At 69.0% G+C, this 13588-nt stretch carries 13 protein-coding genes; 5 read left to right on the top strand and 8 right to left on the bottom strand.

Going from position 1 to position 13588, the window contains the following annotated elements; translation table 11 throughout:
* Nucleotides 1-165: 165 nt before the first annotated feature.
* Complete coding sequence (locus tag ABH935_RS05015) at nucleotides 166-942, bottom strand: hypothetical protein (protein WP_370376571.1); 777 nt, start codon at nucleotides 940-942, stop codon at nucleotides 166-168.
* Nucleotides 943-970: 28 nt separating this feature from the next.
* Complete coding sequence (locus ABH935_RS05020) at nucleotides 971-1501, bottom strand: SigE family RNA polymerase sigma factor (RefSeq protein ID WP_370376572.1); 531 nt, start codon at nucleotides 1499-1501, stop codon at nucleotides 971-973.
* Between the two features lie 315 nt (nucleotides 1502-1816).
* Between ABH935_RS05020 and ABH935_RS05025 the strand changes: the two genes are divergently transcribed.
* Nucleotides 1817-6163 carry a discoidin domain-containing protein gene (locus ABH935_RS05025; protein ID WP_370376573.1) on the top strand — a complete coding sequence of 1449 codons (4347 nt, stop codon included), beginning with the start codon at nucleotides 1817-1819 and terminating at the stop codon, nucleotides 6161-6163.
* 81 nt (nucleotides 6164-6244) lie between these two features.
* On the opposite strand, the gene ABH935_RS05030 is transcribed toward ABH935_RS05025, so the two are convergent.
* Both ABH935_RS05030 and ABH935_RS05035 read right to left on the bottom strand, forming a co-directional pair.
* On the bottom strand, nucleotides 6245-6802 hold the full coding sequence (locus tag ABH935_RS05030; RefSeq protein WP_370376574.1) for a dihydrofolate reductase family protein: 558 nt from the start codon (nucleotides 6800-6802) through the stop codon (nucleotides 6245-6247).
* 30 nt (nucleotides 6803-6832) lie between these two features.
* Nucleotides 6833-7717: an endo alpha-1,4 polygalactosaminidase gene (locus tag ABH935_RS05035; protein WP_370376575.1), complete on the bottom strand. Its 885-nt coding sequence runs from the start codon at nucleotides 7715-7717 to the stop codon at nucleotides 6833-6835.
* 185 nt (nucleotides 7718-7902) lie between these two features.
* On the opposite strand from ABH935_RS05035, the gene ABH935_RS05040 reads away from it, so the two are divergent.
* From ABH935_RS05040 to ABH935_RS05050, 3 genes are all read left to right on the top strand, one after another.
* Nucleotides 7903-8106 carry a hypothetical protein gene (locus ABH935_RS05040; protein WP_370376576.1) on the top strand — a complete coding sequence of 68 codons (204 nt, stop codon included), beginning with the start codon at nucleotides 7903-7905 and terminating at the stop codon, nucleotides 8104-8106.
* Nucleotides 8107-8250: 144 nt separating this feature from the next.
* Nucleotides 8251-8613: a hypothetical protein gene (locus ABH935_RS05045; RefSeq protein ID WP_370376577.1), complete on the top strand. Its 363-nt coding sequence runs from the start codon at nucleotides 8251-8253 to the stop codon at nucleotides 8611-8613.
* 62 nt (nucleotides 8614-8675) lie between these two features.
* Nucleotides 8676-9041, top strand: coding sequence for a DUF4440 domain-containing protein (locus ABH935_RS05050; protein ID WP_370376578.1), 366 nt, complete (start codon nucleotides 8676-8678; stop codon nucleotides 9039-9041).
* 49 nt (nucleotides 9042-9090) lie between these two features.
* Here the strand turns inward: ABH935_RS05050 and ABH935_RS05055 are convergent, their stop codons facing one another.
* From ABH935_RS05055 to ABH935_RS05070, 4 genes are all read right to left on the bottom strand, one after another.
* Nucleotides 9091-9834, bottom strand: coding sequence for an LmeA family phospholipid-binding protein (locus tag ABH935_RS05055; protein ID WP_370376579.1), 744 nt, complete (start codon nucleotides 9832-9834; stop codon nucleotides 9091-9093).
* A gap of 148 nt (nucleotides 9835-9982) precedes the next feature.
* Nucleotides 9983-11218, bottom strand: coding sequence for an iron uptake transporter deferrochelatase/peroxidase subunit (gene efeB / locus ABH935_RS05060; protein WP_370376580.1), 1236 nt, complete (start codon nucleotides 11216-11218; stop codon nucleotides 9983-9985).
* Nucleotides 11215-12381, bottom strand: coding sequence for an EfeM/EfeO family lipoprotein (locus ABH935_RS05065; RefSeq protein ID WP_370376581.1), 1167 nt, complete (start codon nucleotides 12379-12381; stop codon nucleotides 11215-11217). The genes efeB and ABH935_RS05065 overlap by 4 nt, the downstream gene beginning before the upstream one ends.
* A gap of 134 nt (nucleotides 12382-12515) precedes the next feature.
* Nucleotides 12516-13394, bottom strand: coding sequence for an alkaline phosphatase family protein (locus ABH935_RS05070; RefSeq protein WP_370376932.1), 879 nt, complete (start codon nucleotides 13392-13394; stop codon nucleotides 12516-12518).
* A gap of 35 nt (nucleotides 13395-13429) precedes the next feature.
* On the opposite strand from ABH935_RS05070, the gene ABH935_RS05075 reads away from it, so the two are divergent.
* The gene (locus ABH935_RS05075) at nucleotides 13430-13585 is read left to right on the top strand and encodes a hypothetical protein (protein ID WP_370376582.1); all 156 of its coding nucleotides are present in this window, start codon (nucleotides 13430-13432) and stop codon (nucleotides 13583-13585) included.
* Nucleotides 13586-13588: the final 3 nt, after the last annotated feature.

The following is a 13588-nucleotide window of genomic DNA, read 5'->3' on the forward strand; positions in this document are numbered from 1 at the left end:
CCCCGGTGGCGCCCCCCCGGGCCGGCGCGGGCCCCCACCCCCCGCCCCAACTGTCAAACCCGCCCCCCCCCCGCGCCCCCCCACCCGCGGGGGGGGGGGGGTGGGGCGGGGGGGTCCCCCCCCCCGCCACAACCTGGATCGCGGGTAGTGCCCTGCTGTTGGAGCTCAGTGCGCGTGCGGGGGGACCGTGAGTGTGGCCAGTTGGTGTCCGGCCGCGTTGGAGACGCTGATCGACATGACCGAGTTGATTCGCGGGGAGGTCGGCATGAGTGCGTATGCCACGCTCCAGCCTGGGTGGCCGGGCAGGGTGACGATCGTGGCCTGGTAGGGCTTGCCGTCCATGGTCACCACGCCTGTGGCGGCTTCGCCGGTGCCGATGTACAGGCCGGCGACCATCTGGTCGGCGCTCTGGAGGCTGATCGAGTTGGGGAGCTGGTTGCCGTTGTCGGTGTAGTTCGGGCCGCTCTGGCCGCCGTGGCCTGAGAGGGTCGCGGAATTCGACGTCAGAATCAGGCTGTAGCCGTTGCCGATGTCGACTGTCCCCGGCGCCACCACGCGTACTTTCGGGGACGTCGATATGGCCGACGACGACGAAGTCGTCACCGGCGAGGATGTCGGTGAGTGCGACGCCGACGGTGCCGCCGTCGTGCTCGATGTCGGCGTTGCCGCGGACGAAGAAACCGCCCCCGCCGCCACCACGTTGCCTGAGCCGTGACCGTGCGCGGACCTGGCGCCCGAGCCCGACCCGCCGACCAGTGCGCTCGGCACCACCGCCACCGCGCCGGCCGCGACCAGTGCGACGCCGGAGGCTGCCGCTGTGCGGGCGCGGTGGCGGTGCCGGCCGGCGACGATCACCTGCGCGGCGGTGAATCCTGCCGCCTGGTCGTCCGCGCCGTGTAGGACGTCGCGCATGTGCTTTTCGAAACCATCAGTCGTTTCCATACACCACCTCTGAATCGGAGGAGCCGCCTTACCAATCAGCCGGGACAGGTGCCCCGGCCGAGCTGAGCAGGACGCGCATCTTGCGCAGCCCGCGCGATGCGGTGCTCTTGACCGTGCCGATCGCGATGCCGAGCTCCGCGGCGATCTGCGCATCGCTGAGGTCCGCGTAGTACCGCAGCACCAGCACTTGCCGTTCGCGCCGCGTGAGCTGTGCCAAAGCCGCGAGCATCGCGTCCCGCTGCGCGAGGCTGGCCGCGTGGTCGTCCTGGGAACGGACGTCCGGTACCTCTGCCGTCGGCCACTCCGGGCGATGCTGACGGCGGCGCCACCAGTCGCGCTGCTGATTGAGCAGAGCCTTGCGGACGTACGCCATCGGATCCCCGACCTGGATGCGTCCCCATCGCGCGTACGTGCGCTCCAGCGCCGACTGCGCGAGGTCGGCGGCCCGGTCCGGATCACCGCTCAGCCACTGCGCCAGAGCACGGATACGGTGCGCATTCGCCTCGACGAACTCCGTGAAGTCCGCGTCAAGCTCGGTTCGCTTGCTTTGTCGTCCCACGCTCCTACAGACGCGTGAACCACCGGGCAGGGTCTGCTTCGGCGGCTGGCAAATCCGGTCGGCCGTGATCTACGCGGGGTGGCCGACTCCACGCCAACAGGGGTGAAGCCGTCCAATCGGCGGAACTCGCCCATCGTTCCTCTGGCCTCCTTCAGCTCTTGACCTGTCGGTAGCGCCTCTGTAACTTCCCCATGGCACGGCGCAAAAAAGCGTCAGAGTCATGAAAAGATCGAAGACTTGATCGAGAATTGTCTCGTAGGGTCTCGCAGGGCTCTGACGCGTCCCCCCTTCCCGCCCCACGAACCGAGGAAGTCGATGCGTCACGGAATACTCTCGGCCGGTTCGCCGGCCCCGGCCAGACGATGGCGCCGCGGCGCGATCGGCCTGGTCCTGGCGGCCATGACGGCCGCGCTGCTCCCGATGCTGCCGGTCACGGCGGCGCATGCCGCGGGCACCAACCTCGCGCTGGGTAAGGCGGTCTCCGTCTCCAGCACCAACTCCTCGTACGTCGGCTCCAACCTCACCGACAGCGATGCGAACTCCTACTGGGAGAGCACCAACGGCTCGTTCCCGCAGTGGGCGCAGGTCGATCTGGGTGCTGCGACGTCGGTGAACCAGGTCGTGCTCAAGCTGCCGGCCTCCTGGGGCGCGCGAACCGAAACCCTGTCGGTACAAGGCAGCACCGACAACTCGACGTTCTCCACGATCGTCGCCTCGGCCGGCTACACCTTCGACCCGAGTGCGAACAGCAACACCGTGACGATCAGCTTCGGCGCGACCAGCGCGCGCTACGTGCGGGTGAACATCACCGCCAACACCGGCTGGAACGCCGCGCAGCTGTCTGACTTCGAGGTCTTCGGCGCCGCGGTGTCCTCCAACAACCTGGCGTCCGGCAAGACCATGTCGGCCAGCGGCTACACCCAGAACTACGTGCCGGCCAACGCCAACGACGGTGACGCGAACAGCTACTGGGAGAGCTCGGACAACGCCTTCCCGCAGTGGCTCCAGGTCGACCTCGGCGCCTCGGTGTCGGTCAACCAGGTGGTGCTGAAGCTGCCGCCGTCCACCTCGTGGGGCGCGCGGACTCAGACGCTGGCCGTGCAGGGCAGCACCAACGGCTCCTCGTTCAGCGACATCGTCGCCTCGGCGGGGTACACGTTCGACCCGAACGCCAACGGCAACACGGTGACGATCAGCTTCACCGCGACCACCACCCGGTACGTGCGGCTGAACATCACCGCGAACACCGGCTGGCCGGCCGGCCAGATCAGCGAGTTCCAGGTCTACGGCCCCTCCGGCGGCGACACCACTCCGCCGAGCGCCCCGACCAACCTCGCCTACACCCAGAACGCCTCCGGCGCGGTCGCCCTGACCTGGGGCGCGAGCACTGACAACGTGGCCGTCACCGGCTATGACGTCTACGCCAACAACGCGCTGCTGACGTCGGTCCCGGCCACCGCGCTCACCTACACCGACAACCCGCCGACCACCGAGACGGTTACCTACTTCGTGCGGGCGCACGACGCGGCGGGCAACCAGTCGGCGAACAGCAACAGCGTGACGCGCACCGGCGCGAGCGGCGGCGACACCAGCCCGCCGACCGCGCCGACCAACCTCGCCTACACCCAGCCGGCCTCCGGCCAGGTGAAGCTGACCTGGGGCGCGAGCACCGACAACGTCGGCGTGACCGGCTATGACGTCTTCCGTAACAACGCGAAGGTCGCCACCGTGTCCGGCAGCACCCTGACGTACACCGACTCGGTCGCCGACTCCCTGACCGTGTCCTACTACGTCGAGGCGCACGACGCGGCCGGCAACGAGTCCACGGCGTCCAACACCGTGACCCGCACCGGGTCCGGGGGTACTCAGACCAACCTGGCCCTGAACAAGCCGATCGACGGTACGCCGTACACGTTCACCTACGCCCCGGCGAACGCCGACGACGGTGACGTGACCACGTACTTCGAGGGCTCGTCCTACCCGTCGAACCTGACCGTGCACCTGGGCGCCAACGCCGACCTGTCCTCGGTCGTGGTGAAGCTGAACCCAGCCGCGGCCTGGTCGGCCCGCACCCAGACCATCGCGGTCCTGGGCCGGGAGCAGAGCTCGACGACGTTCACCACGATCGCCGCCGCGCAGTCCTACTCCTTCGACCCGAACAGCAACCAGAACACCGTCACCATCCCGGTCAGCGCGCGCGTCGCGGACGTCGAGCTGTCCATCACCAGCAACAGCGGCGCCCCCGGCGGGCAGGTCGCGGAACTCCAGGTCTTCGGCACCCCGGCGCCGAACCCGGACCTGACCCCGACCAGCTCCTCCTGGACCCCGACGTCGCCGGTGGAGACCGACAACGTCACCGCCTCCGCCGTCATCTCCAACGCCGGCACCGCGGCCTCGGTCGCCACCGACGTGAACTTCTACCTGGGCACCAACAAGGTCGGCTCGACGACCGTCGGCGCGCTGGCGCCCGGCGCCACGCAGACCGTCTCGGCGCCGATCGGCACCCTGACCGCCGGCAGCTACCAGCTCACCACCAAGGTGGACGAGTCGAAGAAGAACTTCGAGCTGCAGGCCAACCAGAGCTACACCAACCCGACGAGCCTGGTCGTCGCCCCGGTGCAGTCCGCCGACCTGGTCGGCACGCTGTCCTGGACGCCGCCGAACCCGTCGAACGGCAACACGGTGACGTTCAGCGCCTCGGTGAAGAACCAGGGCACGATCGCCACCACCAGCGGCTCGCACGGCATCACCGTGACGCTGCTGGACTCCAACAACACCACGGTGGCCACGCTGACCGGTTCGATCAGCGGCGCGATCGCCGCCGGCGCCACCGCGGCCCCGGTGACCCTGGGCACGTGGAACGCCGTCAACGGCAAGTACACCGCGCACATGGTGATCGCGACCGACCCGAACGAGCTGCCGATCAAGGTCCCGCACCTGACCACCGACACCCCGCTGTTCGTGGGTCAGGGTGCGAACATGCCCTACGACAGCTACAAGAGCACCGACGGCACCCTGGGCGGTTCCGCGGCGGTCGTCGGCCCCAACCGCACCATCGGCGACATCGCCGGTGAGGCCACCCAGCGCAAGGCGGTGACGCTGGACAACACCGGCGACTCGGTCAGCTGGACCTCGCGGGAGTCGACGAACACCTTCGTCCTGCGCTACTCGATCCCGGACGCGTCGGGCGGCGGCGGCACCAACGCCACCCTCGACCTGTACGCGAACGGGAACCTGGTGCAGCCGCTGAGCCTGACCTCGCACTACGCGTGGCTCTACGGTGCCGAGACCGGTCCCGGCGACTCCCCGAGCGCCGGCTCGCCGCGGCACATCTACGACGAGTCCAGCTTCCTGCTGGCCAACTCGTATCCGCAGGGCACCGTGTTCACGTTGAAGAAGGACAGCGGGAACAGCTCGCAGTACGCGATCGACTTCATGAACCTGGAGCAGACCGCCCCCACTGCGAACCCGGACCCGGCGCACCTGCTCGTCCCCGCCGGCTTCGCCCAGCAGGACGTGCAGAACGCCATCGACACGGTCCGCCAGGACACGACGGGCAAGTACACCGGCGTGTACCTGCCGGCCGGCCAGTACGCGCTGAGCGGTCGGCTGACCGTGTACGGCAAGGCGATCAAGGTCGTCGGCGCCGGCGTCTGGTACACCCAGTTCGTCGCCCCGCAGGGCCAGACGAACACCGACACCGGCTGGGACGTGCAGTCCACGGCCAGCGGCTCGTCGTTCAGCGGCTTCGCGTGGTTCGGCAACTACACCACGCGCGTGGACGGCCCCGGTCACACCTTCCAGCTCACCAGCGTGTCGAACATCTCGATCGACAACGTCTGGATCGAGCACAACGTGGTGGGTGTCTGGGGTCTGACGGCCGTGCAGAACTCCTCGTTCACCAACATGCGCATCCGTGACACCCTCGCGGACGGCATCAACCTCACCAACGGCAGCCAGAACAACCTCATCTCCAACGACGAGGCGCGCACCACCGGCGACGACAGCTTCGCGCTGTTCGCCGCACAGGACAGCTGCAGCGGCTGCAAGGAGATCAACAACACCATCCAGAACGTCACGGCCATCGCGCCCTGGCGCGCGGCGGGTGTCGCGATCTACGGCGGCGGGGCCAACACGGTCCAGAACTTCAACGTCTCCGACACGCTGTGCTACCCCGGTCTGACGATCAGCTCGCTGAACTTCGGGTTCGCGTTCGAAGGGTTCGAACCCGCCCCGCAGACCACCACGATCCAGAACTTCTCGCTGGCCCGTGACGGCGGGCACTTCTGGGGCAACCAGGCGTTCGGCGCGATCTGGGCCTTCTCGGCGACCAACCCCTTCCAGGGGATCCGGGTCAGCAGCGGGTCGATCACCGACCCGACGTACACCGGGATCATGTTCCAGACGGACTACGTGGGCGGCACCGCGCAGAACCCGTTCACGGACACCACGTTCACGAACATGACGATCTCCGGGGCGCACGCCAACAACGACGGGTTCGGCAACGGCAAGTCGGGCTTCGGGATCTGGGCCAACCCGCTTCCGGAGTCCGGGCAGGGGCCGGCCGTCGGCACGGTCACCTTCAACCACCTGACGGAGAGCAACAACGACGTCAACATCCAGAACACGACCAGCACGATGACCATCAACGTGAACCCATAGCGGGCAGCGCGTGACCGGATCGGGCCGTCTTCCTTAGGGGAGGCGGCCCGATCCGCGTTCGGGGTGACCGGCGTGCGGCGGTCAGGCGCGCAGCCGATAGCGGAGGTAGACGGCGCCGCCCTTGAAGCGCCGCTCGTCCAGGAGTTCGAGACCGACGCGGAAGCCGTCGGGGAGCGCCGGCTTCCCGCCGCCGACGATGATCGGGTTGAGGATGAGCTGGAGCTCGTCGACCAGGCCGGCGGTCAGTGCGGCGCTCGCGATCTCCGCACCGCCGATGGACAGATCGCTGGACGCGGACTCCTTGAGCTGCCTGACCGCGGCGGGTTCGAAGGCTGATTCGATCCGGGTCCGTGTGGTCGAGGGGGCCTGGAGCGTTCGCGAGTACACGATCTTGTCAGCGGCGCGCCAGATGTCGGTGAAGTCCCGGGACTCCGCGGACTGGGTGTCGCGGTCCACGGTTTCCCAGTAGGCCATCGTCTCGTACATCCGACGGCCGTAGAGGTAGGTGCCGATCGGGCGTTCCAGGTCGTTGACGAACGCGTGCACCTCGGCGTCGGGGGCCGCCCACTGGAAGTCGCCGTGCTCGTCCTCGACGTATCCGTCGAGCGATGCGATGGCTGAGTAGATCAGTTTGGCCATGTTTGTAGGGTACTGGGCTGCTGGGTGAGGTCACGGGCATTGCCTGTAGACGTACTTGGGGCTGCCCGCGGGGGAGACGTCACGGTCTCGCCGGACCACGGACATCCCCGACTTCGAGCCCTGGCAGGCCTTGGCGAACCCGGCGTCGTCGTACTCGATGTCCAGGACCCGGCCGGCGTAGGCCGTGGCGTACTGGTCGCATTCGCCGGTGGCGCCGCATTGCTCGGCGACGGCGAAGTCGAAGCCGATCTGCCGGCGGCGGTCGAGGAGTTCGGTGGTGTTCTTCTGACCGACGGCCAGGCCGTCGGCGTGCGCGTGCTGGGCCAGGAGGGTCGCGAAGGCGACGGCTTGGGACGCGTCGAGGCGTCCGTTCGAGCGCTGGTAGGAGTCGAGGTTGTCGCCCTCGGTCGCCTGGAAGCCCTTGGCGGCGCAGGCGTCGATCCAGGCGTATTCGACCTTTGCGAGTGCGGCGCGCTTGGCGTCGGTGGAGACGTCCAGGAGTTGTTCGTTCCAGTCCTTGTCGATGACCGGCGCGCCGTCGGCGTCGGTGAGCAGCAGGTCGGGGTGGTTGGCCTGCCACCAGCTCGCGGTGCCGGGTTGTGCTTGGAACGCGTTGATGTAGCAGATGCTGTAGACACCTGCGGCCGGACTGGCGGTGCTGTCGCGGGAGACGACCTGGACGCCTGCCGGGACCGGATAGGCGCCGCCGAGCTGATAGTCGAACTTCGCGCCGATCGGCGGCGGGACCACCTGCTTCGCGCCTGGTGCGGGGGTGGCGGGCGCTCCAACCGCCGATTGCGAAGACTGGTTCGAAGCGTCGTCGTCTCCGGCCGGGCTGCTCGACGAGCATCCCGCTGCCAGGCACACCGCTGCCACCGCCGCGAAAGCCGTGGCGGCTGCGGGAAACGTGCGCATCGTCTGCTCCTCCGGTTCGTGGATGCCGTGACCCACGGCACGGTTCTACTGTGTCCGGCGCTGCATGAGGGGATGATGAGGCGCGCTCAGCCGCTGGTCCGAGGCGGTGACCGCAACTCGGCGACCCGGCGGGGCGTCGGAGCCGCCTCATCATCACCTCATCTTCGGTCGGGCAGCCTGCTCGTATGACAGGTATACGGCTCAGTCACGTAGGCATCGCGAGCGCCATCGGGCTGGTGATGCTGCTCATAGGCAGCGGCTGCCTCTCCCATTCGCGGGACGGCGGCGGTCTTCGCGACCTCGGCGGTGCGAACGGGCAGGCCCACGCGGTGACTGCCGCGTCGAGCTCGCCGGCGCTACCCGTGCTTCCCGCCGCGCCGAAGCGGTAGGGCAGCAGATATGCGGTTCTGTCCGGCGACGGAGTACGGCATCATGGGGATCATGCGCAATCGACTTCTAGGCAGGTTCACGGGCGCCGACTCGTAGAGGTCGGGCACGCCGGGTGGTCCGGCGGCCCCGCCCTGCGAGGAAGAGTGTCCCGTTCCATTCGGCACGGATCGTCTTGGCCCGCCCAGGCCGACGAGGCTGGGATCTGGCGTCCCTATCGAGCGCTGTACGACCTGCGGTACTCCGCCGCTGAGGTCATGAGGGCTGAAGCCGAGGGTCGGCGCGCGCAGCCACGGCGCATCCGTCCGGCGACGGAGAACCCCTGCGCGCGTGGCCGATGCGGCGACTTCGCCATGATCAACGGCGTGTACGAGGCGGCGCAAAGCAGCGTCCGTACTTTGGAGCGCGCGGCGCTCGGTGAGCTTCGGAAGCTGGTCAACGGCGGTGTCGGCGCGGCTGATGGCGTCGAGTTCGAGGAACGCGCCAACGGTCGGCGTGCGGCTTGGTGAACTGAGATGCGCCCGGCGCGGCTATCGGTGCCCCGGGGCCAGGGAAGCCATAGCCTCCAGACATGACGCATGAGCGAGATCCGGCCGTCCAAGCCGCCATCGACGGCGAGCTCCAGCTACTGGACCCCGAGGTACGCGCCTCCCCAGGCCGCGTGCTGGAGCTCCTGCACCCGGACTTCGTCGAGTTCGGAGCCTCCGGCCGCCGCTGGGACGTGGAGTCGGTCCTGGAAGTGACCAGCGGCGGCTCGGTGTCCCCGGACTCCCCGGTCCAGGTCAGCCACCTGACAGGCACCCTCCTCGCCCCAGGCGTCGTGCACCTGACCTACTTCGCCGACAACCAGGGCCGCAAAGCGTGGCGCAGCTCGGTGTGGTGGCTGACCGAGACCGGCTGGCGGATGTACTTCCATCAGGGCACGTTGGCGGGCTGACGCTGGGCGGCGCGAAGATGTGGCACCAGCTCGTCCGGCCTGGCGTGTCTCAATCGGTCGTCGACTGACCCGACGGACACGCCGTGTCCGCCTTGCTGCCGCTCCGCTTCGGCACCGAGAAGTCCAGGCTCAGCCCCGAGGCTCCCGCCCGCACCGCGGTCAGTACCGCGCCGTCGGGTAGGTTCGGCAGCGGGAAGACCTTCGGGTCCAGTTGGCGTGCCAGGTCTTTGACCAGCGGGATCGATGTCAGCGTCGCGACCGTGAGGTCGCGTCCCAGGACCCTGACTGTGGTCGGGGTGATGGTGAAGGTGTCGGGGCTCGTGCTGATCGTGGCATGGACGGTCACCGGGAGGCCGGAGCGGGTGCCGGTGATGAGTAGGCCCGCGCCGTCCGCGGCCATCGTCGGGTCGGCGAGTCCTGACATCTGCACCAGTTGCTGCGTCATGGCGCTGTAGGCGGCGGTCGCGACCGCTGTGCCGCCGCTGGTGGCGCCGCCGGGGGTGACGTCGTGGAGCACCGCGTCGACGTGGGCCGTGACGCCGTCGCGCGGGACGCCGTCGGCCTGTACGCGGACGTCGCCCACGCTGCCGAACACCGCGCCGAGGCCGGCGAACGTCCCGGGCAGCGAGGCGTGGACCGGGCCGGTGGCCTGCAGGCGGCACGCCGCCAGGCGCGCGATGCGGCCCTCGGCGACGTGCTTGATCACGCTGTTGGCGATCAGGACCGCGACCAGCAGCAGCGCGACGACCCCGGCCGCGATGGCGGTCGACCGACGGCGCAGCCGGGTCAGCACTGTTCGGCCCCTTTCTGGCGGGGACCTGCTGGGTGAGGACCAGCTGACAGGGCCGCATCCGCGATGCCGAACCGCACGATACAGGTACCGTCCCGTCGGTGCAGACCCGCGACGGCCCGTGGTGCGCGAAGCGATCACAGAAGCCTGATCAGCGCCCCAGCAGCCCCGACCCGAAGAAGTCCCCGGCATCCCGGACCCCGGGCAGCGCGAAGAAGTATCCGCCGCCGGTCGGCTGGATGTAGTCGACCAGCGGCTCGCCGGCCAGCCGGGCCTGCACCGCCTGGAACTGCCGCCGCACGTCCTGTTGGTAGCAGCAGAAGATCAGGCCGACGTCCAGGTTCCCGTTCACGTCCAGGCCCCGCTCGTAGTTGTAGCCCCGCCGCAGGATCTGCTGCTTGTCGGTCGCGGCGGTGCGCGGGTTCGCGAGCCGGATGTGGGCGTTCGCGGGGATCACCAGGCCGCGCGGATCGGCCGGATAGTCCGGCGTGTCGTGCTCCGCCGAGCCGTCCAGCGGCGCCCCGCTGTCGCGCCGGCGGCCGATCATGTTCTCCTGCTCGTGCAACGACACCCGGTCCCAGAACTCCACCAGCATCCTGATAATGCGTACCACCTGGTAGGAGCCGCCCTCCGTCCAGGCCGGCTCGGCGCCGCCGCCCCGAGTCCAGATCAGGTCCTCGGTCACGGACGTCTTCGAGACGTCTGGATTTGCGATCCCGTCTTTGAATCCGAGCTGGTTGCGCGGCGTTCCGTCGGGCCGTGGCGCGGCGTGGAAGCCGTCGACCTTCCACAACGGCTGCATCCCGCCGCGCGTGTGCTTGGCGAGGTCGCGCACCGCGTGCATCACCGTGTCCCGCGAGTCCGCGCAGATCTGGAGCATCACGTCACCGTGCAGCTCCGTGGACCCCTCGACGTGGTCGTCCGGGAACACCGGCATCGGGGTGAGCCGGGCCGGCTTGCGGCTCGCCAGGCCGAAGCGGTCGTCGAACAGCGACGCCCCGACCCCGACCGTCACCGTCAGGCCGTCGGACGGGACGCTCGCGCCGATGGTCTCGCTGTCGGTCGGCGGGGACGCCACGTCGGTCGCCGCCGGCAAACCACCGGACGTCAGGAATCTGACGCGCTCGGTCAGCGTCTGGAACAGAGTCCTGAGATCGCCCTCGCTCCGCGCCGTGACGTTGAACGCCATAAACGTCGCAGCATCCTGTGGCGCAGTGAGAATCCCGGCCTGATGCGCGCCCTCGAAAGCGATCCGCCGCCCCGACGGCCCGGGACCGGAGTCCGCCACAGCAGCCGCAGCGACCCCCGCTGCACCGCCGACCGCGGCCGCCGAGGCGGCTCCGACCGCCGCGCCGCGCAGGAATGAGCGTCGTGCCAGGCCGGTCATGCGTTCGTCCTCGGGGCCAGCAGATCAGGGATCGTGGACAGGTCTTCGAGCAGCTGGTCCAGGTCGGCGTCGATGCGTCGGCGCTGCGCGGCGGTGATGGCCGGGGCCGGAGTCCAGGCGCCGGAGGCGTCGCGGGTCGCGGTCAGGTCGCTTTGCAGAGTGCTGATCTCCGTTTCAAGGCGGGCACGCAGGCCCGGAGCCCGGTCGTCGATCAGCGGGGCCAGAACGCTGAGCACTTCGCGCGTGCCCTCGGTGTTCGAGTACGCCGTCGCCAGGCTCGTGCCGCTGCCCGCGTCCGCCGTCGCGGTGATCTGGAACTGCAGGGTGTTCTCCAGGATTTCGTGGGCACGCAGCGGCAGGTCGCCGGGATCGACTTCCTCGCTCGGGAAGTCGTCGATCAGCCCCTGGACCGAGGAGACGAGGGCCTGTGTCAGCGGCCTGATGGCGAGTGCGGAGCTGCTGTGCCAGAGTCCGTATTCGATGGCGTGCAGACCGGCCCAGCTCTTGTCCGCCGTGCCGTCCGGCAGCCCGGCCGCGGTCCCATCGATCGCGGCGTCGAAGTCGCCGAACGAGTTGTACGCGGCGCCCAGGCGTTCGTAGTCGAGGTGGGCCGTCAGCCAGTCCGTCTTCGCGGCCTGCAGATCGCCGCGCGCGATGTCAGCGTCCAAGGTCTGCGAGGCGGCGAGCAGCTTCGGCAATGCGGTGCCCAGCCAGGCGCGATAAGCCTTCACCGGCGCGGTCAGGTCCAGGTCCGGCAGCGGTTTGTAGCCGGCGACCGCGCCCGAAGTCGTCCCCGAGACAGAGAACTGCGACGTGGTGTGGACCTTGCCGTTGGACAGCACGCACCGGATCGCATAGCGGCCCGCCCCGAGGGTCGTGGCCAGGGGCAGCGTGCGTCCCGGCGTCAGCCACGGGATCTCCGCGTAGACCCGGTTCGCGGTGTCCACGAGGTAGACCGTCGCGAAGACGTTCGTGTCGTCGGTGACCGCGAAGTCGACGCGTCCGGCGTCTGCGGCGGCGGGAGGGGTGCCGCAATCGGCGGCGCGGACGGCGATCGGGCCGCCGGCTGCCGTCGGGTGGGACTGCGCGACGCCCGCCACCACGGCGACCGCTGTCGCGATCGGCAGCACCGCGAGGCGTACCTGCCAGGAGGCACGGCGCATGAAGCTCGGGGTTCCTTTCCTCGTCTGAATACGACTGAATACGGGCTCTGATCCTGCACACAGCACACTGCGGACGACCCGGAGGGCTCGGGTCGTCCGCCGCGCGCTGCGCCGATCAGGTCAGGCGCGCGTGCTCAGCTCCAGATGTCGGTGATGGCGGCGGCGCCCGAGCTGTTGCCGACCGGCGACAGGCCGTACATCTGCTCCAGGGTGGCCAGCAGGTTGTAGTGGTCGACCTGCTCGCTGTACTGGCCGGGGTTCACGCCGGCGCCGACGACGATCGTCGGGATCTGGTTGCTCTCGGTGTAGTCGTCCTCGTCCCAGGTGACGATCAGGAGGCTGTTGTGGGACTGAGCCCAGGTCGCGTACGCCGACAGGTTGTTCTGCAGCCAGGTGTCACCGTCGCCGACGGTGCCGTCGTGCATGTCGTCGTCCAGGTTCGGGATGACGAAGGACAGCGTCGGCAGCGTCGAGTAGTCGCTGGGGAACTGGCTGAACGGCACCGAGTCCGAGCTCGGCACGTTGCTGAAGTTCACCCACGGCGAGTGCTTGCGCGCGTAGGCGCCGGAGGTGCAGCTCGTCGAGCCGGTCTTCGGCAGGTCCTCGGAGTAGCCCTTGAACGTCTTGCCGGCCGCCAGCAGCTCCGATCCGAGGTTCGCGGTGCTGCCCTCGCTGACCGGGCACTTGTCCGAGGACAGACCGAAGGTGTCGCCGCCGAACAGCGCCATGTAGTTCGGCTCGCTCGGGTGGGTGACGGCGAACGAGTTGGTCAGCAGCGCGCCCGAGGATGCCAGGGAGTTGATGTAGGGAGCGTCGGAGCTGCCGATGATGTCGTCGTAGGAGTGGTTCTCCTCCATCACGACGACGACGTGGTCGGGCGTCGGGACGACACCGGCGGTGGCCGGGGACGCGACCCGCGTGGTCGGGGTGGACGCCGTGGCGAACGGGACGACGGCGGCGGCCAGCGCGACGGTGCCGAGCGCCGCGGTCAGCGACAGGGCTTTGCGATTCATCCGCATGGAATCTCTCCTTGTGGGAGCGGTGGGGCGTGGAGAAGGCAGCACCGGTGATGCTAGATACGGACCGTGACAAGGGAAATACCGTCGGAGGCAAAGGATTGGTTAACATCAAGAAGCTGAGCGCTGCGATGCGGGAAAATGCGGCGCGCGCGGACCTCGATCATGGCGGGTACTGCGCGGGCTAGTAG

Source organism: Catenulispora sp. GAS73 (genome assembly GCF_041262085.1).
Lineage (GTDB): Bacteria > Actinomycetota > Actinomycetes > Streptomycetales > Catenulisporaceae > Catenulispora.

Excerpts from the sequence above, each read along its gene's own strand:
- ABH935_RS05015 (WP_370376571.1), bottom strand. The coding sequence starts at position 942 with ATGGAAACGACTGATGGTTTCGAAAAGCACATGCGCGACGTCCTACAC.
- ABH935_RS05025 (WP_370376573.1), top strand. The coding sequence starts at position 1,817 with ATGCGTCACGGAATACTCTCGGCCGGTTCGCCGGCCCCGGCCAGACGA.
- ABH935_RS05030 (WP_370376574.1), bottom strand. The coding sequence starts at position 6,802 with ATGGCCAAACTGATCTACTCAGCCATCGCATCGCTCGACGGATACGTC.
- ABH935_RS05035 (WP_370376575.1), bottom strand. The coding sequence starts at position 7,717 with ATGCGCACGTTTCCCGCAGCCGCCACGGCTTTCGCGGCGGTGGCAGCG.
- ABH935_RS05040 (WP_370376576.1), top strand. The coding sequence starts at position 7,903 with ATGACAGGTATACGGCTCAGTCACGTAGGCATCGCGAGCGCCATCGGG.
- ABH935_RS05050 (WP_370376578.1), top strand. The coding sequence starts at position 8,676 with ATGACGCATGAGCGAGATCCGGCCGTCCAAGCCGCCATCGACGGCGAG.
- efeB (WP_370376580.1), bottom strand. The coding sequence starts at position 11,218 with ATGACCGGCCTGGCACGACGCTCATTCCTGCGCGGCGCGGCGGTCGGA.
- ABH935_RS05065 (WP_370376581.1), bottom strand. The coding sequence starts at position 12,381 with ATGCGCCGTGCCTCCTGGCAGGTACGCCTCGCGGTGCTGCCGATCGCG.
- ABH935_RS05070 (WP_370376932.1), bottom strand. The coding sequence starts at position 13,394 with ATGAATCGCAAAGCCCTGTCGCTGACCGCGGCGCTCGGCACCGTCGCG.